At 47.7% G+C, this 22,024-nt stretch carries 15 protein-coding genes, 2 tRNA genes and 1 pseudogene; 12 read left to right on the top strand and 6 right to left on the bottom strand.

What is annotated here, in order from left to right:
• Positions 1 to 116 precede the first annotated feature (116 nt).
• Positions 117 to 1,910 carry an aspartate--tRNA ligase gene (gene aspS, locus KDW_RS04650; RefSeq protein ID WP_151754880.1) on the top strand — a complete coding sequence of 598 codons (1,794 nt, stop codon included), beginning with the start codon at positions 117 to 119 and terminating at the stop codon, positions 1,908 to 1,910.
• A 177-nt stretch (positions 1,911 to 2,087) separates the two neighbouring features.
• Here the strand turns inward: aspS and KDW_RS04645 are convergent, their stop codons facing one another.
• Positions 2,088 to 3,260 (bottom strand): hypothetical protein, encoded by a 1,173-nt coding sequence (locus tag KDW_RS04645; RefSeq protein ID WP_151754879.1) that lies wholly within the window; start codon positions 3,258 to 3,260, stop codon positions 2,088 to 2,090.
• A gap of 289 nt (positions 3,261 to 3,549) precedes the next feature.
• On the opposite strand from KDW_RS04645, the gene KDW_RS04640 reads away from it, so the two are divergent.
• The 5 genes from KDW_RS04640 to KDW_RS32660 all read left to right on the top strand — a co-directional run bounded on the left by KDW_RS04640 (position 3,550) and on the right by KDW_RS32660 (position 7,421).
• Entirely contained in the window at positions 3,550 to 3,969 is a 420-nt protein-coding gene (locus tag KDW_RS04640; protein ID WP_198925194.1) for an ArsR/SmtB family transcription factor, read from the top strand.
• A gap of 331 nt (positions 3,970 to 4,300) precedes the next feature.
• Positions 4,301 to 4,376, top strand: a tRNA-Arg gene (locus KDW_RS04635).
• Between the two features lie 135 nt (positions 4,377 to 4,511).
• A tRNA-Arg gene (locus tag KDW_RS04630) sits at positions 4,512 to 4,587 on the top strand.
• 330 nt (positions 4,588 to 4,917) lie between these two features.
• The gene (locus KDW_RS32665; RefSeq protein WP_198925193.1) at positions 4,918 to 6,438 is read left to right on the top strand and encodes a Clp protease N-terminal domain-containing protein; all 1,521 of its coding nucleotides are present in this window, start codon (positions 4,918 to 4,920) and stop codon (positions 6,436 to 6,438) included.
• 50 nt (positions 6,439 to 6,488) lie between these two features.
• The gene (locus KDW_RS32660) at positions 6,489 to 7,421 is read left to right on the top strand and encodes an AAA family ATPase (RefSeq protein WP_198925192.1); all 933 of its coding nucleotides are present in this window, start codon (positions 6,489 to 6,491) and stop codon (positions 7,419 to 7,421) included.
• Positions 7,422 to 7,438: 17 nt separating this feature from the next.
• On the opposite strand, the gene KDW_RS04620 is transcribed toward KDW_RS32660, so the two are convergent.
• Positions 7,439 to 7,924, bottom strand: a complete 486-nt coding sequence (locus KDW_RS04620; protein WP_151754878.1) for a BsuBI/PstI family type II restriction endonuclease — start codon at positions 7,922 to 7,924, stop codon at positions 7,439 to 7,441.
• Between the two features lie 211 nt (positions 7,925 to 8,135).
• Between KDW_RS04620 and KDW_RS04615 the strand changes: the two genes are divergently transcribed.
• The 5 genes from KDW_RS04615 (at position 8,136) to KDW_RS04595 (ending at position 17,627) form a co-directional block, all read left to right on the top strand.
• Entirely contained in the window at positions 8,136 to 9,944 is a 1,809-nt protein-coding gene (locus KDW_RS04615; protein ID WP_151754877.1) for a phospholipid carrier-dependent glycosyltransferase, read from the top strand.
• A 252-nt stretch (positions 9,945 to 10,196) separates the two neighbouring features.
• A complete protein-coding gene (locus tag KDW_RS04610) occupies positions 10,197 to 12,770 on the top strand; it encodes a DUF2298 domain-containing protein (RefSeq protein ID WP_151754876.1) in 2,574 nt (857 codons plus the stop codon).
• A 58-nt stretch (positions 12,771 to 12,828) separates the two neighbouring features.
• Positions 12,829 to 15,123 carry a flippase activity-associated protein Agl23 gene (locus KDW_RS04605; protein WP_162004944.1) on the top strand — a complete coding sequence of 765 codons (2,295 nt, stop codon included), beginning with the start codon at positions 12,829 to 12,831 and terminating at the stop codon, positions 15,121 to 15,123.
• 12 nt (positions 15,124 to 15,135) lie between these two features.
• On the top strand, positions 15,136 to 16,005 hold the full coding sequence (locus KDW_RS04600; protein ID WP_151754874.1) for a flippase activity-associated protein Agl23: 870 nt from the start codon (positions 15,136 to 15,138) through the stop codon (positions 16,003 to 16,005).
• Positions 16,006 to 16,073: 68 nt separating this feature from the next.
• Complete coding sequence (locus KDW_RS04595; RefSeq protein ID WP_151754873.1) at positions 16,074 to 17,627, top strand: hypothetical protein; 1,554 nt, start codon at positions 16,074 to 16,076, stop codon at positions 17,625 to 17,627.
• Positions 17,628 to 17,678: 51 nt separating this feature from the next.
• Here KDW_RS04595 and KDW_RS04590 read toward each other — a convergent pair whose 3' ends face one another.
• The 4 genes and pseudogenes from KDW_RS04590 to KDW_RS35775 form a co-directional block, all read right to left on the bottom strand.
• Positions 17,679 to 18,899 (bottom strand): aminotransferase-like domain-containing protein, encoded by a 1,221-nt coding sequence (locus tag KDW_RS04590; RefSeq protein ID WP_198925191.1) that lies wholly within the window; start codon positions 18,897 to 18,899, stop codon positions 17,679 to 17,681.
• Positions 18,900 to 19,158: 259 nt separating this feature from the next.
• Positions 19,159 to 20,106 carry a quinone oxidoreductase family protein gene (locus tag KDW_RS04585; RefSeq protein WP_151754872.1) on the bottom strand — a complete coding sequence of 316 codons (948 nt, stop codon included), beginning with the start codon at positions 20,104 to 20,106 and terminating at the stop codon, positions 19,159 to 19,161.
• 24 nt (positions 20,107 to 20,130) lie between these two features.
• Positions 20,131 to 20,748 (bottom strand): HAD family hydrolase, encoded by a 618-nt coding sequence (locus tag KDW_RS04580; protein ID WP_233097764.1) that lies wholly within the window; start codon positions 20,746 to 20,748, stop codon positions 20,131 to 20,133.
• Positions 20,738 to 20,797: pseudogene (locus KDW_RS35775) on the bottom strand (hypothetical protein); the annotation flags it as partial. The pseudogene KDW_RS35775 and the gene KDW_RS04580, both read right to left, overlap by 11 nt.
• Before the next feature lie 373 nt (positions 20,798 to 21,170).
• On the opposite strand from KDW_RS35775, the gene KDW_RS04570 reads away from it, so the two are divergent.
• Positions 21,171 to 21,626, top strand: coding sequence for a VOC family protein (locus tag KDW_RS04570; protein WP_151754869.1), 456 nt, complete (start codon positions 21,171 to 21,173; stop codon positions 21,624 to 21,626).
• Positions 21,627 to 22,024: the final 398 nt, after the last annotated feature.

The following is a 22,024-nucleotide window of genomic DNA, read 5'->3' as shown; positions in this document are numbered from 1 at the left end:
CCTTCTCGTAGAGCGACGAGGGCGGTTAGACTGTTCACAGCGCACTTGCGGAGAGTCTCAGCGCTGTATCGATGATGCCCTTCACTTCTGTAACAAGTTAAAGGAGTAATACTCACGTGGGTTTTGAGGTACAATACCGCACGCATACGTGCGGTGAATTAAACACATCAAATATTGACCAGGTCGTGACGTTGGCTGGCTGGGTGAACCGTCGCCGTGACCATGGTGGACTGATTTTTCTGGATGTACGGGATCGTTATGGGATGACGCAGGTTATCTGTGATCCTGAAAAGTCCGCAGGGGCACATAAAGTGGCCAGTGAACTGCGTTCGGAATATGTGGTGCAGGTAACTGGTAAGGTGGTTCGTCGGCTGGCTGGAACAGAGAATCCAGGACTCAGCACTGGTGAGATCGAGCTTGTTGCAGAGAATATTCAAATTTTAAACCCATCCCGTACAACGCCATTTCCAATTAACGATACCACCCAGGTTGATGAAGCTCTGCGCCTGAAATATCGCTATCTGGATCTGCGTCGGCCAAAAATGCGTGAGAACGTGATTCTGCGTCACCGCGTGGTTAAAGCCATGCGCGACTATCTGGATGAGCGAGGCTTTGTTGAAGTCGAAACGCCGATCCTGATGAAGAGTACTCCAGAAGGAGCTCGCGACTACCTGGTACCGAGCCGATTGTATGCGGGCGAATTTTATGCGTTGCCCCAATCCCCTCAGCAGCTGAAGCAGTTATTGATGGTTGCCGGTCTGGATCGCTATTTCCAGATTGCACGCTGTTTCCGCGATGAAGATCAGCGTGCTGATCGCCAGCCTGAATTTACTCAGCTCGACCTGGAGATGTCGTTTGTCTCGGAAGAAGATGTCATGGCGTTGATCGAAGATTTGCTGATTCGCCTGATTGAAACCACCACCAGCAAGCGTATCAAGCAGCGTCCTTTCCCACGCTTAAGCTTTCAGCATGCCATGGATCGCTACGGTTCAGACCATCCTGATCTACGCTTTGATCTCCCCCTGGTTGAGATTTCTGATCTGGCCAATGCAGGCACCTTTGGTGTCTTCCGCAGTGCCCTGGCCGCCAAAGGCATCGTCAAAGGTATCCGTGTTCCAGGAGCAGCGAGCTATACGCGCAAAGAAATTGATGAGCTAACCGAGTTTGCCCGCACGCTAGGTGCCAAGGGACTCGTCACACTGGCTATTAACGCCAGTGGTGATATCAAATCTCCTTTGACAAAGTTCATGACTGCTGAAGAGGTTCAGGCCATCATAGAGCGCCTTGAGGGCAAGCCAGGAGACCTGTTGCTTTTTGTTGCCGATAGCGCCAAAGTCAGCAATGATGTCCTTTTCCGTTTACGTAATAAACTGGCTGCACGTCTGCAATTGATCGATGCTGACGAGATGGCCCTGTGCTGGGTTGTTGACTTCCCGCTGTTCCACTATGATGATGAACTGAAACGCTACGATGCCGAGCACAACCCGTTCTCAGGTATGGATGAGGAGCATGTGAGCCGGTTAGATAGTGATCCACTGAACATTCGCGCCAGGCAGTATGATATTATCTGCAACGGCTTTGAGATCGGTGGTGGTAGCGTGCGTATCAACGTCGCCGAATTACAGCAGAAGGTTTTCTCGTTGATGAATATGAATGATGAGCAGATCAAAGAGCAATTCGGCCATATGTTGGAAGCCTTTGAATATGGCGCTCCACCCCACGGTGGTATTGCCCTGGGTGTTGATCGCCTGATAATGCTTCTCGCTGATGCCGATAGTATTCGTGAAGTGATTGCCTTCCCCAAAACGCAGAGCGCCATGGATCTTTTGATGGGAGCTCCAGCGGAAGTAGAAGACAAACAACTGCAAGAATTGCACCTGAGTCTACGCCCTGAGGAAAAGCGCGGTTAGCGCACAATCCAAAAGAAACTGTAACTTTTTAGCTTCTCTATTCCTGAAAGGAGGAGGGTATTGAGCCTGCGCAGGCTCAATACCCTCCTCCTTTCTTCTTTTTTTTTCATCATTGCATTAGCATTAATGAATATTTATTTGTTTTTTAACGCGTTTTGAAAAGGTAAATAAACTGGTTTAAAAAATATAAAAGCGAAAAGATGCATATTTGCGGTACAGCCACACTACGGTGGATGAGCTCAAAATGACTTTACGAGGTCGCCCCCTCGGCCGTTTTGGCTGATTGGGATCAGGCAACGGTCGAAGACGAGGTCTCCCTCGTGGTCGCTTTGACTGATTAGGATCAGGCAACGGTTTGATCCGTTTGCGTCCTCGTTTTTTCGGTTCGTGCCAGGGTTCGGGCACGACCTTGTACGTTAACAACTCAACAATACTCCACAGATGATCGGTTAAACCGCTGGCCATCGCCGGACTGATCTGCTGCTGATTTGTGCTCAACTGTTGATGGGACCAACAGAGATTGTAGGTGACACCCAACAGATACATGCCGTGATGCAAGCTCTCAAGCCGACATGCGGCATGTCGGCATTTCCGGGTTAACTGTGCCAAACGCTCTCGCATGGTGCCATTCAATCGTTCAATGTACGCCGTATTGAGAATCGTGCATCCTGGTGTCGTTTGTAACAACTTCTGTGCTTGATGCGGATCCCCACGTAGCAAACGCCGTTCCACTTCAACCACACGATGCTTGTATTGACGCTTGATCACTTGTCCAATCACCAATCCCGACCACATTTCCAGACAACAGCGTCCTCTTCCAGCTGTGCGCTTGATTTTTGAGCGAAAGGCTCGCTCAATACTGTGTGGATAGGCTGGCCAGCCATCCACGCAGACCAGGATCGCACTGATGTGCTTGGTCCACTGACGAACCTGCTCAAACAACCGATCGGCTAACGGAGTATCGCGAGTTGGCTGCACCACGCCTGCCAACCACAATCTCGTAGGAACCAGCATCGCCAGGGCCATCCAGATGACCTTTTTTCTTCCTTTGACTCGAATTTCATCGGCTTGCACATGACTCAGAGTGAGGTCAGCCTGCTGCATCATTTGTTCATGGACCCGTTGGCAATGTGCTCCAGAGCGATCTCGCCAGTTGGCAATGGTTCTTTCATCTAAACGAAAGGCTTTGACAATCGCTTGCACCGGACAGCCATAGGCAAGCAAAGTTACCACAATGACAATGAGCTCGGTTGGTTTGCGGAGCCCTTCGAACATGGTTCCTGTTCGGGATGTAAACGTTTTTTTGCAGACCTTACAACGATAGCGTTCACGTTGACGATCATGAACCACAATAGTTCCTTGCCCTTTTTGACCCCTTGCGGAACACGTCAAATTAGGGCAAAATTGAGAAGACGTGTTCATTGGCGCTTTCTGTTGTTTTTTCATACAAACAGTGTGCCGTGTAATACGTCATTTTTCAAGTCCCTTTTTCAACGCATCCACCACTTAGTGTAGCTGTACCATATTTGCGGCTAACAATTTGGATAGAGTTCTATAATAATTGTAGGTATACACATACCATAAGCCACAAATCTATTATAGGTTTTACATCCGGTTGGGAGGATGGAAGGAGAAGAAAATGACATCCATGAATCAGGGAAATGCGAATCGAACAGGTGCGGTGCCAAACGGCACGGCAAACACAGTTGGCATGCTCAACAGGCAGACAGCTCCCCTCAATAACCCCAGTGTAATTACTCCAAAATTTGTACCCACGCTGACTGAAGAAGACGCCGTTGTTCAGGCCCGGCTCCTCAAAGCACTGGCGGATCCAACGCGTTTACGTATCCTGAGTTTATTGAGCCGTCACGAAGGCGAGGTATGTGTCTTTGAAATTGTAGAAAGCTTCACATTAGAGCAGCCGACAATCTCACATCATTTGCGTATCTTAAGGGATGCTGGCCTGGTTGATTGTCGCAAAAAAGGGCTCTGGGCTTACTATTATGTGCGTCGTGATGCCCTCAATCGTGCTCGTGATGTGATTGATGGACTTGCATAATAGCGTAGCAGTATGTTGACGTATGTAGGTTATAACATGAGTTGTTTCTCTACTTAAAAATAGTGCTCAAGGCTGGATACGAACGTTTTCTGGTATATTTTTCACCAATGGATGTTGCGGCCGCATAATGCCTATTGTCAGAAATACTTTCACCAGGGTTTCACAATGTGGGACCCTGGTTTTTACCAGTAAACCAATGAGTTTTCTATTTCTGGCTAAAAATGTATTGACAAGGGTCGGTGGTTCTGATATTATTATCTCCGTCAGCAAGAGACATGAGCGAGACGATGCGAAGCATTCAATCACATGTCCATCAAGAATACTGATACGAGTACCCGTAGCTCAGTGGATAGAGCGACAGATTGCGGATCTGTAGGTCGTAGGTTCAACTCCTATCGGGTACACCACACATAATGCTTTGCCTTATGTAGGATTATAGAGGGCAAAGCGTTTTCATGTGTCAGGTAAGGTAACTGCTCATACCTTGACGTTTCTTAAAGAGTTTGTTATACTTCTCGAACGAACGTCGAAAGACAGCATGAGTACCCGTAGCTCAGTGGATAGAGCGACAGATTGCGGATCTGTAGGTCGTAGGTTCAACTCCTATCGGGTACACCATTACAAAGAACTGGTAGTCTGACCAGTTCTTTTTTTTGTCCTCTTTTAACGAGCATTCTGCGTGTTTTCAGGTAAATCGTAAGGACTTTCTCCTCTAATTTGGCTCGCTTCCACTCATGGCTCTGTTAAAAATAGAAGTTACTCCCGATTGTATCTCATATAGTATGCCATTCAATCGTGTAAGCGAAGTCGCCTGACAGGCTATAGCGGTTCTGTACTACTGATCAGCTTGCATGCGTTGAATTGTGGTGACTGCGCGAGTCACGAAGGAGCAGCGTTCACGATTGCATTTTAATAGCATGCAAATGATAATGATGTACAAGGAGCGAGATGATGGGGAGATACGACAAATACAGCCTGGATATGCGGCAAGTCATAGCATATGCTCGTGAGGATGCCCAACGATTACGGCATCGCTTAATCGGGTCTGAGCATCTCCTACTTGGTATTCTAAGATTACACGACACGCTGATCGAAGGCTTATTTGCGTCTCTCCATGTAAGTACCACCAGTATTACCCAGGCGCTTGATTTTGTCATGGGACGAGGGAATAAAGCTATTTTAAGTGAGCCGTCTTTAAATGTTGCGGCTCGTGCGACGCTGGCGCGGGCAGAAGAGCTTGCCAGTGAAGCTGTAGCTGAACTGGTCTGCCTGGAGCATCTCTTCCTTGCTATCCTGGAGGAGCAGAATAGCGTGGCCCTGGGGGTGTTGGAGAGTTTTGGTATTCATCTCGATGTTGCGCGTGAGCAATTTGCGGCCCTTATGAATGGAGGTTATGAACGCCTCGTATTATCTACCCAATACCACGCACGTTTTGAGGCGACCCCAATGCTTAATCAGGTCAGTCGTGACCTGACACTGGCTGCCATCGACGATCTATTAGATCCTTTAATTGGTCGTGAAGCTGAAGTCGAGCGTACGATGCAGATTTTAACGCGCCGCACCAAAAATAATCCTGTTCTGATCGGACCCGCTGGTGTTGGAAAGACAGCGATAGCCGAAGGTCTGGCTTTGAGAATTATTCAGGGGAGGGTACCGGAAAATTTGCTGCATCATCGGGTGGTGGCGATCGATGTCGGTTTACTGGCGATTGGCACCAAATTTCGTGGGGATCTAGAAGAGCGGCTTAAACATATTCTCCGTGAGATTACAACTACACCGGGTATTATTGTCGTGATTGATGAACTGCACACTCTGGCTCAGGCGGGAGTGGCTGAGGGATCACTGGACGTGGCGAATCTTTTTAAACCTATGCTGGCTCGTGGTGAGTTCCAGTGTATTGGTGCGACGACTCTGGATGAATATCGCAAAAGTATTGAGGCTGATGCCGCCTTAGAGCGGCGTTTTCAGCCTGTGATGGTTTCAGAGACCACAAACGAAGAGACGCTGCAAATTCTTAAGGGATTGCGTTCGCGCTATGAAAAATTTCATGGCCTGACAATGAGTGATGAAGCCTTACAGGCTGCCGTGAAAATGTCTAACCGTTATATTCAAAATCGGTATCAACCTGATAAAGCATTAGATGTTCTGGATGAGGCCGCGGCACGTGTGTGTGTGCGGCGTTCATTTTTTCCAGATGAGATCCTGCAGTTGCGCGATAGCCTGACCTCTGTTCATCATGAGAAAGATTATGCCATTGTGCGACGGGATTTCTCGCATGCGGCTCATCTGTTGAAGCAAGAGCGGCAACTGCGCCAATCTTTATGGCAAGTCGAGCAGGATTGGGTGACCTATCATCGTGAACATGGGCCAGTCCTGACTGCTGAAGATATTGCCACCGTCGTAGCTATGTGGACTGGTATCCCTGTGGTTCAAATTGAGGGGAAGAGCGACTGCGGCTACTCAATTTAGAGGAGGATCTGCATAAGCATGTCATTGGTCAAAATGAAGCTGTCCAGGCGGTGGCTCGGGCGATTCGACGTTCACGGGCCAATGTGCGCGATAGCCGTCGTCCGATAGGCTCATTTGTCTTTGTTGGACCCACCGGCGTTGGCAAAACCGAGCTAGCACGTGCCCTGGCAACCACGCTCTTCGGCACAGAAGATGCCATTTTGAAACTGGACATGTCTGAATTTATGGAGAGCCATAATGCCTCCCGCCTGATCAGTGCTCCTCCAGGGTATGTAGGCTATGATCAGGCGGGTCAATTGACGGAAGCGATTCGGCGTCGCCCCTATAGTGTGGTCTTATTTGATGAAGTGGAGAAAGCCCACCCAAAAGTGTTTGACTTGCTGCTACAAGTTTTGGAAGATGGATGTTTGACGGACGCTCATGGCTTGAAAGTGGATTTTAAACATACCATTATTATTCTTACCTCAAACATTGGTACCACCCATGCACAGCCTGGCAGTATGACATTTACTGCGCAACGTGGAGAAAAGGAGTTACGCCTGGCCAATCAGCAGCGTATGCGCGAACCTATCATGAAAGGACTCAAAGAAGTTTTTCGTCCTGAACTCTTGAATCGTATTGATGAGACCATCATCTTTCATCCACTGGACATCACTCATTTGCGTGAGATCGTAGATTTAATGATCTCCCGGACTCAGCAGCGGGTCGCAGCCAGATCCATTGAACTTCACGTGTCCGCGCTGGCGCGGGCCTTGCTGGTCGAACGTGGCTACGATGCAGAGTATGGGGCCCGACCCTTGCGAAGGACCGTAGAACGTCTCCTGGAAGATACTCTGGCGGAGGCGCTCTTGCGCGGAAAATGTATTCCAGGGGATGTGGTCATTGCTGATGTCGTCGACAGTGAAATTGCCATCACCATACAGTCTGCGACCGATGTTGTGCTCTCCTCCAGTATCAATAGGACAGGGCATGCCGCCGCTTGAACCTGTATTCTATCCAGTTACCAGTGGAAAATTGTATGCTCCGGTTTATGTGCCAACCAGATATAACTTCCCCAGACAATCTGCTCCACGCATTGCTTATAGTCTGAAAGATCATAACATGCGCTGATATAGATGCGCCGTAAGTTACAATGTTTCATTGTCTGCTCAATAGCTTGTTTGCGCTGGTTGGAGATAACACCATGTAAAGTAAAAACATCAATGCAATAGAGTACCTGTTTTCTGGCTTGATAGAGCAGGATATCGGGGAGATCAGTTATTGTTACTGCCTGGATGCCCAGGGCAACTAACTGTTGCCATTCATAAATTTTCACCATATTGGCTGGATCCTGGAGATATAAGATATACGCATGGGGGGCATAGCGGGGACTGAACAGTTCAATGGTATCAACCAGTAGCGAATTATGTCGATCAGGTCCAGGTGGGGCGAAAGAGAACGAAGACCCATCTAACTGTTGCAGCGTTGTATTGTGTATCTGTTGCATGTGAGCTCCCGTACAAAAAAAGAATCAAGGAAATAGAAACTGTACTATAAAAATACCCGTGATGGTCTCAGAAGAGGAAAGAGCCACCCGTGGTCCAATGGAAACCCTTGACCACCTGTAAGGTAAACCATATACTGTATGATGCATTGATGTTTGTTGCTAACTATGGCTTATTTTCATTCATGAGAGCACATTTCAAGAAAGGGAGCGCGTGAAGCAGTTATTTGTTCGCTGGCAATTCTGGGGCATCTTAAGTCTGGTTGTGCTAGGTTTTTTTTTACGTGTCTATGGCGTGAATTGGGATGCTGGCAATAGTTTTCATCCTGATGAGAGACAGATTCTTTTTCACGTTACGGCTTTGTCCTGGCCGAAGAGTATGGCCCAATTTCTTGATCCGGCTCAATCACCACTCAATCCACAATTTTTCGCGTATGGATCTTTTCCCATTTATTTGCTGGCCGTGATTGGCTACCTACTCAGGTATAATTTGCATGATCCCAATAGTTTTCCTGCGCTGACTATGTTAGGCCGGGTGGTCTCAGCTTTATTTGATAGTGGCACGGTTCTGCTGACAGGTTGTCTGGCATATGTACTGGTCAGAAAAACGAAATCCTTGCAGTTTCAGCGCTGGAATATCGCACTCTTAGCCACCGTTTTGATGGCATTTATGCCTCTCCATCTACAGTTATCGCATTTTTATGCTGTTGATACGTTGCTGGCTTTTTTTGTTGTATTGACGCTCTTTGCCTGTGTTTTATGGGTGGATAGTCAGAAAAGATCCTGGGCCTGGGCTATGCTGGCAGGTATCTCATATGGATTGGCCATGGCCACTAAATTTAGTGCCGCACCTCTGGCCGTGCCACTCTTGCTGGCAGCCTGGTTGCGCTGGCGTCAGCAAAAAGATTTTTTTGGTATTTCGGTAGACCTGCTCTGGGCAGCCGTTCTGGTCCTCTTTAGCTTTTTTGTGACGCAGCCATATGCTTTTCTTGATAGGTCAAATTTTATCCAGCAGGTTTCCGAGCAAGGAAATCTGGTGCGGGGCTCTTTAGACTTACCCTATGTGCGACAATTTGCGGGGACGTTACCTTTTCTCTATCAAGGCCAGAATCTCGTTCTCTGGGGTATGGGTATTACCGCAGGATGTAGTGCTCTGGCAGGTTGTGTCTGGTTGTGCTGCTATCTCTGGCGTCATCCATCTAGTTCCTGGATGTTGATTATGGCCTGGATTGTGATATATGGGGGCATCATTGGTAGCTTCTACGTAAAATTTATGCGTTACCTGCTACCTGTATATCCTTTTTTAGTAGTGATTGCGGCCACTTTTTTAGTTATGCTAACAGGACAGATACGCCGGCTCGATCAGCATGTTATGACACGTTTTGTGTGGCTCAAGCCCTGTATCCAGGCGAGCTTGTTCGTGATAGTTGTTGGAGGAACTCTTTTTCAGGGCCTGGCTTTGCTGAATGTGTATAGTCAGGAAAATACGCGCATTCAGGCTTCCAATTGGATCTATCAGCATGTGCCAAAGGGTAGTGTTCTTACGTATGAGCAATGGGATGATGCCCTGCCAGTTACGATTGGCTCTCATCAGCCATCTGAGTATGTTCAGGCCACCTATCAGGATGCTGCCGGGCAGTCAGCCACCGGACTCGATTTATATGGTGATGATACGCAAGCCAAGGCGAAGCAACTTGCAACTTTATTACCAACCATTAATGTGATTACTATGCCGACAGGTCGATTAGATAAGTCGATTCCACGCTCTCCTGCACGTTATCCTTTAACCACGCGCTACTACCAGTTACTGTACAGTGGACAACTCGGCTTTCATCTGGCCGCTACTTTTAAGAATCCTCCCCATTTGTTTGGTATTGTCCTCGATGACAGTGAGGCTGATGAAAGTTACTCGGTTTTCGATCATCCCACAGCGCATATCTTTGTGCGGGATAGTACCTATCCATACACGTCCGAACAATTGCAAGCTAAATTGCTGGTTGGTTTGCATCTTCCCCCCAAGTAGTACTTTTATACTTTGATAGAATTCGATTTCTCTGCCTGCTGATTGCAAATATGTGCGTTACTGGCTTTTATAAGATCAAAAATCCAATAGCACCGCAATCGGCAGATTTGTTGCTCGGTGTATCATATACCTGAATAAGGTATTTGTGAACCCGTAGAACGACAGATCCAGTAAAGCAATCCCGGTCAGGATTATCGAGCATGCTGAGGACCGCATTGCTTTGGTCGGACATCGTATATTAAGAGAGAATCTATGAGCGAACTTTTTCAGATGTGGATGTTGGTGGAAGTGCTAGGCCTCCTGTGTCTCCCGCTCACTTTTACCGTATTTCGCAATCTTCCAGATCGAGGCTGGGCTTTTAGTAAGGTCCTGGGTGTGATCATTCTGGCCTTCTGTGTCTGGATTTTATTAATGTGTCTGCATTCCTTACCCTATAGTCAGATATTCATTTTCGGAATTTTCCTGATACTGGCTGCTTGCAGTGGCTTTGCATTTCTTTCACTCTGGCAAGAAATGCTCCAACTGGCTCGACGCCATCTCCTGTACATCGTAAGCAGCGAGGTGGTTTTCCTGGGGATGATGGTCCTCTTAGGTATTTTACGTTCCCTGAAGCCTGATATTTATAACTTTGAAATGTTCATGGATGCAGGCTTTGTTGCCAGCATTATGCGCAGCTCACATTTTCCGCCTAATGATATGTGGTTTGCGGGACATAGTATCAACTATTACTACTATGCCCATTATACAATTGCGACCCTGGCTAAATTGATTGGTCAATCGGCATCAATAGCCTTTAATACGGGAATTTGTTTTTTTTATGGTTTGACGGCCCTCAATCTGTTTGGGGTGACATGCAATATTATTGCCTGGAGTCGTCAGCGGACTCAACGTGCCGGAGATGACGCTGTGAACGAAAAAAGTTCTCTCAAGGCAACGCTTCCCTATGGTTTGCTTAGCATCTTCCTGGCACTGATTGTGGGGAATCTCGCCGCGACCCAACAATGGTGGGATCACCATGCGGAGGCTGGCTTTACATTTAACTGGTTCACTCCTTCGCGCGTGATTGATGGAACGATCAATGAGTTTCCTGCTTTTAGTTTTCTCTTATCATGTTTTCATGCCCATGTGTTAACCCTGGCCTTTACTATTTTTTGTATTGGCCTGGCCTTGAACTGGTTTCTAGAGCCAGCGGGCAAAGGTTTTGCGCTCTTTGGTACGGGCTGGTCCAGATATCTCAACCTGCTTGTCACGGCGATTGTGCTGGGTGGATTATTTGTCATGAATGGTTGGGATTATCCGACCTATATGGGGTTGACTCTGGTGGCGATTGGCATACAACAGGGGCTGGCTCATCGACCCTGGTTGCGTTTTTCTACTTTGCTTCATGTTGCTCTGGTAGCAATCAGTCTGGTGGGGCTTTCGTATTACCTTTATTTGCCTTTTTACCTCAACTTTGTATCTCCTTCGCAGGGTATCGGTATTGCTTCACCCACAAACCATTCCACCATTAGTAGTGAGATCCTTATTTATGGACTCTTTATTTTTATGTTTCTCTCGCTCCTGGTGTGCAGCGCCTTACTACGTCCTTTCCATACTTCCACGCCAGCGCCTTCCCTGCCAGATAGTCCTGTCTATCCAGTTGTAGATAGACCTTCTAATCCAGGTCCGGCTGTATCCTCCGGGCTGATGTTCGAGACGGGTCCATATATGGAACACATTCTGCAAAACAATGAGGAGCACCTGTTGGAGACCCCCTCTGTACAGGTTGCGGTCGCCGAGCAGGAGGAGAAAGGAGAAACTGAACAGGTACCTGCGCAACGCTTGAGTCGGAGATGGTTCCGTTTGCTCTGGCTGGGAATAGCTCTCTTCCTGGTGAGCTGTCTGGTGGTCCTGTACCTTTTTCCATACTACACAACCTGTGTTGCTGGTCTGTCACTGGCGTTGCTGGGTGTAAGTTTGTTGTTCTATCAGTTAGAAAATCGGGCCCATGCCTTTACATTGTTTCTCGGGGCGGCCGCCTTTACAATCATCGCTGGTTGCGAAATCTTTTTCTTGAAAGACATTTTTTCGGGTGGCACTGCCCAGCGTATGAATACGTTGTTTAAATTTTACTTTCAGGCGTGGGCGCTCCTCTCAATCTGTTCAGGCGCTGGACTTTACTTTATCATTGAGAGTTTGCACACGCTAAAAGTGCGTACCCGGAAAGCTCGCTGGATCCTGTCTGGTGTGGTGGGTGCGTGGAGCCTGGGACTTGTCTTACTCGTGCTGGCGAGTATGACCTATCCATTGCTGGCACCGTATACACGCTACTGGCGTATCGATGATACACATGCTCAGCCGTACCTGTTAAATACTCAAACTCTGGATGGGATGGCTTATCTGGCCCATTGTCAGCCACCAGTCTGTGATTATGATACATCAGCAGATTATCAAGCAATTCGCTGGTTAAATACGCATGTTTCTGGTGATCCAGTTATTGTGGAAGCGAATGGTGATGATTATCATTATGGTGGGCGTGTGTCCGCCTTTACAGGCTTGCCTACACTGATTAATTGGCCAGGCCATGAATTCCAATGGCGCGTTAACTGGCTGAATAATCCCCAGAATCAGGATGATTTTCATAAACGCAGTGAGGATCTCGATAAGATCTATACGGCCTCTTCATCTATGGAGGTATTGTCAATCATGGATTACTATGATGCTCAATACATCTATGTCGGTGCTTTTGAGCATAAAAAATATCCTGATGCTGACCTGAAGCGTTTTGGAAAATTTATGCAAACAGTTTATCATGAGCATGGCGTTGTGATTTACAAAGTAGAATAGGGGAAAATCCCTGATACGCTCTTGAATGGATGGGATGATAGGAGGGAATAGTAGACCGATGAATATAAATAAAGATACGTCGAGTATGGTAGAGATTATAGAGCAGGTGAGAGGCAACACACTTGCTGATCCGGGGAAGGGGCGCAAGCGAGAGTTTCGTTTGCGCCTGCCAACCCGTGAGCAATGGTTGCGGTGGCTTCCTTTTCTGGCTATTATATTGCTGGGAGCCCTGCTACGCTTCTGGCAACTGAATTTGAAGCCAGCGCATCATGATGAAAGCTTACATGCCTATTTCTCATTACAGTTAATGCATAATTTGCAACACTGGCAGGCTTGCTTTGACCCTAAAACCACTTGTTATCAGTACGATCCTCTTTTACATGGTCCGTTCCAGTTTCATATCATTGCGCTGGTTTATCAAGTATGTCAGTGGTTAGGTGTTCCCGATCATGGCGTGAATGATGTCACACTGCGTATAGCCGCAGCCAGTCTGGGGACGATTATTGTTGGGCTGCCATACTTTATTCGCGATTATCTGGGTGGTCGCCTTACAGCTTTGCTCGCTTGCTTTATACTGGCCATTTCTCCATGTATGGTCTATTTCTCGCGCTTTGCTCGTGAAGATATCTACATGGCTTGTTTTACATTGTTGCTGGTGGTTGCGGCTGGTCGTTATGTACGCAATCATAAAGGACGCTGGCTTGTGATTGGTGCCCTGGCCTTTGTTCTCTCATACGCAACCAAGGAAGCTACTTTTTTAAGCATAGCTGTCTTTGGCAGCTTCTTAATTGGTCTGATTTGCTGGGAGATTGGGGCGAGAGTAGCATTCCGTTCCCGTTTTAAGACTGATACAGCTCTGGGATTATACGCTCCAAGAACCGCTGCCCCTGTGAGCATTCTGCTTTTACTTATGATCTGTGCGCCACTGGCCCGCTGGTTTTTCAATTGGATGAAAGAAGCCTCTATCTATATCAACACCAATACCACTACCGCGAATGCTATGGTCAAAGATTTAAAGTCACAGACAGTAGCTATTTTGCCCTGGCTTGGTCTGGCACTGATGTGTTATGTCCTTGTATGTTGGATTTTAGAGCAGTTTAAAAAGCCCGTTAAACCTGTGAAAAGAAGCTGGACCAGCCGGATTGAGCCTGTTTCTCAGCCAGTCTTGCATACCGTTGTCACTATGCCCCGACGTCATTGGTTCTGGGCTCTGGTAGCGGGTTCATTTCTCTTTGTTTTATTATATTCTGTCGTTTTCACCAATCTGGCCGGTGGCGTTGGCGATGGTATCTGGCAGGGACTGTATTACTGGTTACAACAACAGCAGGTCGCTCGTGGCGGCCAACCCTGGTATTATTACCTTATACTGATCCCATTGTATGAGCAGATTGGCATCGTCTTTGGGATCGCAGGAGTAATTCGTTGTTTACGCCATCCTGATCCTTTCCGTCTTTTCCTGGTCTACTGGTTTGTAGGAACGGTTGGTATTTATTCGTGGGCTGGCGAGAAAATGCCCTGGCTGATGATTCACATGGTGATGCCCATGATCCTGTTGGCTGCTATTGGGTTGGAACCTTTGCTGAATAATGTTCGTCTATTAGTAACTAATAGGCGTGAGTATACAAAAAGTGTAAGAAATCAGGTACAATCAAATAGAAGGAAAGGGACAGTCGTTGGCACTATCCTGGGGACAATCATTGCAATTGGCCTGCTGGTTTTGACGTTACAGAATATGTTTCAGGTCACCTTTGTGCATTCTGCTGATGGTCCACATGAGATGATGATCTATGTGCAGACCACAACAGATGTGCAGACTGTAATGAAAAAAATTGATCTGGTTGATGAGAAAAAGTATCAAGGAAAACATCACACGAACATTGGAGTCATGTCTGAGGTATCATGGCCATTTTTTTGGTACTTGCGTGATTACCCAAATGTCTGTTATGGTTTCCCTACAAGTTGTGCTGACGCAAATCCTGACATAATCATTACAGGTGGCGACAACCTGGATAAAAATCAAGTGCATGATTCGCCTGGCTCTAGTAGTGGCAAATCATCCAGTTATTTGTTTCACCGCTATCATCTGCGTAGCTGGTGGGATGAGGGATATAAACCCAAAGCATGTGTTCCCAGTGGAGCAAACTCCTGTCAGGGAGAGCCCAGTTGGGGTGGGGTTGGCCCTCTACTCTGGTTGAGCTATGGTGATACGCCTCCTGACGGTGCACTGTTTAATCCTGTTCTCGCGTCTACACATGTATGGGATTGGTGGTGGACACGCCAACCTTTTGGTAGTACCGCTGGAACAACCGATATGGGATTTTTTATGCGCAGTGATTTAGGAGTAAATCCATAAGGGGAGAACGCATTGAAGAGTTATGAAAACAAACCAAAAGAAGAGATAGATGCTCCTGATGGTCTGGTTTCTGAAGAAAATGTCAGCAGTGGTGGTGATGATTCTGTCGCCACCGCTGCTGATGTGCCTGCATCGACTGAGGAGTCTATTGAGCCTGCAGCGGTACAGGATAAAGAGGTTGATCTGGCTGCCGAGCAGGAAGCGGCGCAGCCAGAAGAAGAAGTGGTGCCAGCCCGGCATTTCCGGCCCCCGACGCGAGAGCAACTCTGGACCGGCATTGCTTTTTGGGGCGTAATTATCCTGGGTGCGATTTTACGTTTCTGGGGTCTGGGCGACAAGCCATTACATCATGATGAAAGCTTGCATGCGTATTTTTCTCTGATACTGATGCATAATAATATGGAGCATTGGATCAATTGTGCGCAAACCACCGCAAATTCCTGTTACCGCTATGATCCACTGACCCATGGACCGTTCCAATTTCATATCATTGCATTTATCTATAAGATTAGCCAGATTCTTCAAGTGCCTGATAATGGCATTAACACAACAACCGTGCGTATCGCCGCGGCCACTCTGGGCTCAGTTCTGGTTGGTTTGCCCTACTTCGTGCGGGACTATATTGGCCGTTATGGTGCCTGGCTGGCCTGTTTCTTGCTGGCTATCTCGCCGAGTATGGTCTATTATTCACGCTTTGCTCGCGAAGATATCTATATGGCCTGCTTCACCCTGCTGCTGGTTGTAGCGGTTGCTCGCTATATCCGGACTCGTCACGCGGGTTGGTTATTAACTGCTGCTCTGGCCTTTACCCTCTCTTACGCTACAAAAGAGGCTACGTTCCTGACCATTGGTATCTTTGGGAGCTTCCTGGGGCACTGGTAGTCTGGGAGTTAGGGGTACGTAAAGCTCTTGATTTTGGTGATAGAGAACTGGATGGCTGGAAAAAATATTTGCCCACTACCTGGGCACCAGTATTGCTGCTGATCTATTTTGGTATTCTGGGGATTATTGCCAAAATCTTCTTTGGTAAGTTGAAAGAATTATCTATTTTTATCACGAGCAATACCGCCAATACCCGTACCGCGGATGTTTTTGTTGCCAACTTAAAAGACGTAACAATACGGACGTTACCCTGGCTGGGTATCTTGCTGGCTGTAGTGATTGGTATACTTCTGTTCCGTGAATTTAAGGGGTATGCGCAGTCCGACCGACATGGTCTGGCGTTACGGATAGATCGCCGCAAACAGCCTGTACTCGATACTATTTTAACCATGCCCTGGACCCACTGGTTTTTTGCCCTGGTCTGTAGCTGGTTTCTCTTTGTGATCCTGTTTACGGTGCTATTTACGAATCTGCCTGGTGGTATTGGTGATGGTATCTGGCAGGGACTGTATTACTGGTTACAGCAACAGCAGGTGGCTCGTGGTGGCCAGCCCTGGTACTACTACTTCCTGTTAATTCCTCTGTATGAGCAGATCGGTGTGGTTTTCGGACTGGCTGGTATTATACGCTGTCTCGTGCGTCCCACCCGTTTTCGACTCTTTCTGGTGTTCTGGTTTGTTGGCAATGTGTTTATCTACACCTGGGCCGGCGAAAAGATGCCCTGGCTGATGATCCATATGACCATGCCCATGATGATTCTGGCCGCTGTCGCCCTGGAACCTGCGGTACTGGCACTTGTACAGGCAGTTAAAACACGTATGCAGGCAAGCGCGGCTCAGCCTATCACAGCGGAAAAGAGTTCGGATGCAGATGGTGTGACCACCCCGGTCGAAGATCCTGTTCCGGCTGGTATTGTCGTGCCAACCCCGCGTCGGCGCACTCCATTGGCAGTCTCAGTTGCCACGATTGCTCTGGCCGTTGTGCTCTTGATACCAACCTTACAGAATATGTTCCAGGTTACCTTTGTGCATTCTGCTGATGGTCCACATGAGATGATGATCTATGTCCAGACCTCAACCGATATCAATACCATGATGGACAAAATCGATACGCTGGATAAAAAACTTTATAAGGGAGATCATCAGATCCCCATTGGTCTGGTTGATGATGCGACCTGGCCATTTGCCTGGTATCTGCGTGACTATAAAAATGTTTGCTACAATTTCCCGGATGGTTGTTCAACCACGGCCCAAAATATTCCTGTGATTATTTCCAGTGGGGATAAGATGGTGAATATGCAGTACCAGTATCGGAATGGGTATCAGTTCCATCAATATCACATGCGCACACAATGGGATCAAGGGTATATGCCGCCGGCCTGTAAACCTACGGCGACCGATCACTGTACCGATCCTCAGGCTTATGTCGGAGTTGGTCCCTGGTTATGGTTAAGCTATGGTGATAATCCGCCTCCAGGAGCAAAATTCGATTTAGGGCGCGCGGTGAACAATGTCTGGAGTTGGTGGTGGCAGCGTAAAGCCTTTGGTGATACCAATGGCTCCTATGATATGGGGCTTTTCATCAAGAACGATGTTACCAGTGAGACAAACGTAACCCCGTAAGAATGATCCAGCACCTTGTGAATAAGGTTTTCTCAACAGCGAGTCAGGCGCTTAAGTGCCTGACTCGCTTTGTTGTAAGGATATGTTGGGGATGATAGCCCTGGAAAGGCCGCTGAAGAGCCAGCAGTGACTTTCTAACGCAGGCCAGACTCTTCTATGCCTGAACCAGTGTCGAGAGGCGTTTGACGCCTTCCTGGATCTGTTCTGGGTTAACGCACAGAATGGCAGGCGTACAAAACGTTCGCCCTGGTGAGGATCTTCACTGGCAGCATAAGGATCGGCGAAAAAGTCGCGCCCATCCGTTAAGATTAGTCCTGCCTGTTTGGCTCGGGCCAGCAAATTGGTTGTATTGAAATGAGTGGGAAGGGTGATGCTGACAAAGAAACCGCCTTGTGGTTCAGCGAAAGGTACATCAGGCAAATATGTTTTGATGCTCTGGACAATTGCCTGTAGTCGTGGAGCATATAATTGTTTTAAACTCTCCAGATTAGACGCGAAGTAGCCACGGCGATGAAATTCTACGACAGCGGCCTCGGTTGGCAAGACCGGAGCCAGAATGGTTTCTTCTGCCAATCTGGTTAGCTGTTTGATGAGCGAGGCTGGACCAACCATGTAGCCGACCCGTAATCCCGGACTGATCAATTTGCTGTAAGAGCTTACCGTCACGACACGCTCGGCATTCAGGTCCCGCAACAATGGCAGTGACTCGCCAGCATAGCGCAGGGTACGATAGGGAACATCCTCAACCAGCCAGAAACCATAGCGCTCCGCCAGATCTACCAGTGCCTGCCGTTTCTCCGCTGAGGTGGTGACCCCGGCAGGATTTTGGAAATCAGGCACGACATACATAAAGACAGGTTTTTGTTGGGCGATGGTTTGCTCTAACGCTGTGAGATTGACCCCATCCAGATCCAGCGGAATCCCGATAACCGTGGCCCCGCGCCTGCGAAACGTTTTAATGGCTCGATCATAGCTTGGCTGCTCAACAAAGACTACATCTCCTGGTTTGAGCAGGAAGCCAGACAAAATATCTTGCAGGTGCAGTGAACCATTGCCAACCAGCACCTGATCTGGTGAGACGCGGTACTGTTCGCTAATCAGCGTACGTAGCGGTAGATAGCCACCGTTATGGCCGTATTGCAGGATCGCTTTGCCATCTGGTCCCTCCAGGGCCGCCTGCATGCACTCGCTGAGCAATGTATTCGGTAGCGCTTCAACTGCAGGCACCCCACGGGTAAAGAGAATTTGCTCACTGCTAACTTGACCTGACATATAAAACCTGCCTTCCTTTTTTGGTGAAAATATACATGGTTACAGTCAAAACTCTGTACAACGCAAGAGGAGCATTTTTAAGCTCGAAACTGAAAAATGTCTTCTGCTCCTTGCATATCTAATCTTCTGTGACCAGTCTACTCTTAGATGGTAGTGTGTGTCTAGTTCAAATGGATAGGTTTTCCGTGAATGATAGAATGAGAACTAGCTTCGCCTGGCAGAGAAGGCAGGTAGAAAGATCAAAAGTTAGCTCTCTCACTCAGACGTAGCGTAGCACGATTTTACCCTGTAGCTCGCCAGCATCCAGCAGACGATGTGCTTCAGCGGCTTGCTCGATTGGTAGTGTGCGAGCCACGAGAGGCGTGATCGCTTTTTCCGCGATCAGTTGTAAGAACTTCTCTTCATTAGCAACCGAGGTATGGAGTTGACCGCCTCCCAGTACACTGACACGCTTTAAACGCCATGCCTGTGTGTCTACGGTGGCCTCTTTACCACCCAGATTGCCGATGAGGATAATGCGACCACCTGGAGCGGCGGCCTGCAAGCTTTCCTGTAAACTGGAGCTCACAAGCTCAATCACCAGATTGGCGCCACCAGTCTCCTGTAAAACCTTGCCCACGCTTTGCTGGCGATGGTTAATCACCAGGTCTGCTCCAAGTTGTTTGAGTGCATCTACACGCTCCTCTGAGCTGGCTGTGGTGGCCACCCAGGCTCCTGCCTGTTTCGCCAGCTGAATGCCGATCGAGCCAACGCCACTTGAACCAGCCCAGATTAACACCCGCTCACCCTTTTGCAGATTTCCCAGATCAAAGAGGCTGCCCCAGGCAGTCGATGCGGTCAGTCCCGCCGCTACCGCCTGTTCAAAGCTGACGTTGGCAGGAATACGGGCCAGATCCCTGGCGGGTACTGCCAGTTTGCTGGCATAGCCACCGCCACCACGGGCCTGACTGGCGCGTGTTGTCAAGACATGGTCACCGGCCTTGAAATTATTGCTATCCTGGAGTACAACGCCAGCAGCTTCTAATCCTGGAGTGAAAGGCAATTTTTCAACGGGACGGCTGCCATTGCGCTGGAACAGATCCAGGCGATTGACTGTCGTTGCTTTCACTTCTATCAGAACTTCATCCGGGGCTGGAATCGGATCAGCTACTTCCTGGATTTGTAGCACGTCGGGATCGCCATAGTGGGAAAATTGAATAGCTTTCATGCCAGAACGCTCCTTTTTACGCGACTATTTTGAAGCTGCAGTAGTGGCTTCAACGTTTTGTGTGATCCAGCTAATAAAATCTGTGATCGAGGTAAAGCTAGCGTATGGTCGAGTCTCTTCCAGCAAATGAATCGTGGCTGTTTCAGCCCATTCAGCGGCCAGAGGCAGCACGCCCGCCTCGGCTGATTGCTCGACATCAGACGCTGCATCTCCAATGTATGCGGCTTCCTGTGGATCCATTTGCCAGGCACGCAGGATGCGCCGCATGGCTATTGCTTTGACGACCGCATCCTCCTGACCCGCTTCTACAATCTCAAAGTATTTAGCAATCCTCAGATGATTAAGGGTGAAATTGGCGGTATGTGCTCCTTTACCTGTGACCACAGCCATACGCACTCCTTTCGATCGTAGAAGCTGCAGGGCCTCAACGATACCGGGGAATGGTTCAGCACACTCATCATGAGCTTGCTCATACGCCTGATGATAGTATGTCAGTGCCTCTTGCCAATGTTCTGGCACCACGCGTTGGCAGATACCTGCTTCTGTCAGGCCAAAGTGAGCGGTTACCTCATCTTCTGAATAGTGACGGCCAGTAAAAATGTTGAAATGTTTGTTGGTAGATTTTAATACAGAGAGGTACAGTATTGGCTAGAGTTCCATCTAAATCAAATAAGAAACCATTAATATGCATAATATTTACTTTTCTCCATCCACATTGGTCCCTGTGAGGAACAAATTGCTATCCACATAGTTTCTTTGTATCACACATGAGTATTATTTCACAAACTTCTGTATGGTGACCGTTTTTTAAGATAAACAAAAAGAATATCAGAGGAGACGGGCAAGCTCTTTTAGCAATCCTTCTGCTACCCGTATGATGCAGGAAACACATTGTGTCACTGGCATGTTTTTACTTGCAATTAGAACAAATGTTTTATATAATAGAGGAGCCCCGGTGGAGTCATATATTTTTGCAAAGCAACCGTGAATGCCACACATTCATGCAATATTGTAGGGAGGGTTTGTAGTTGTTGCACCTATCAAGATAGTGAGTACAGGGAACTATGAGGCTTATTTCACCACACACACTAATCTCTATCCTGGTAAATGATCAGGATGAGGCACTCCAATTTTATACGCGAGTACTCGGGCTTGAGAAACGTAGCGATATAGATTTTGGTCCAGGTTTACGCTTTTTGACGGTTGCGCCCAGGGGACAAAAGAAACCCGAACTGGCGCTGGCTCAGCCTGATGTTGCTCTGTATGGTGAGACCTACGTGAATGAATTAAAAGGGAAGCAGCGACAGAAGCTCTCATCCATTTTTGTGACCGATAATTGCCAGGAGACCTATACCCATCTCTCACAGCTAGGAGTAACCTTTGTCAGTGAGCCAACCAACCAACTCTATGGCGTCGAGGCGGTCTTCCTGGATCCCTCTGGTAATCCTTTTGCACTGATTGAAGCTACCCATGGTATTCGTTCACTGTTCAAGAATAAATTTATGGGTACCGCAGCATAATCCCCACCTTCTCCTCTCCTCTTAAAAGCCACCAACCATTATTTCATGGTTGGTGGCTTCAGGGCGTATTAGTACTTTCGCTTAATTACTTGCCTGCTCAATGTATTTTCTTGTTTTATTAAATAGAGAGTTTTCTTGCATTTTCTTCTGTGGCCTAAAAGTAATCTCAGCAAAAACGCCTATACAGTCCCAATCGTTATCAAAATAGACGTGTTTTCTTTTTTCAACGTATGATGTGTTGATGGATATGTCTCTAAGTGAGTATAGTTGAGCATAACAAAGAGAAAACCTGCTGAGAGAATAAGTACAAAGGATTACAATCTACTATCTGTTTTCCATGAGCGTTATTCTTTGTGACGACGGTTGATCGGAACTCGTCTGGCAAATAGGTATAGGTA

Origin of the sequence: Dictyobacter vulcani (assembly GCF_008974265.1) — a bacterium.
GTDB classification, from domain to species: domain Bacteria; phylum Chloroflexota; class Ktedonobacteria; order Ktedonobacterales; family Ktedonobacteraceae; genus Dictyobacter; species Dictyobacter vulcani.
Note: the sequence above shows the minus strand (reverse complement) of the source record. Positions and strands in the feature narration are given on the sequence as shown.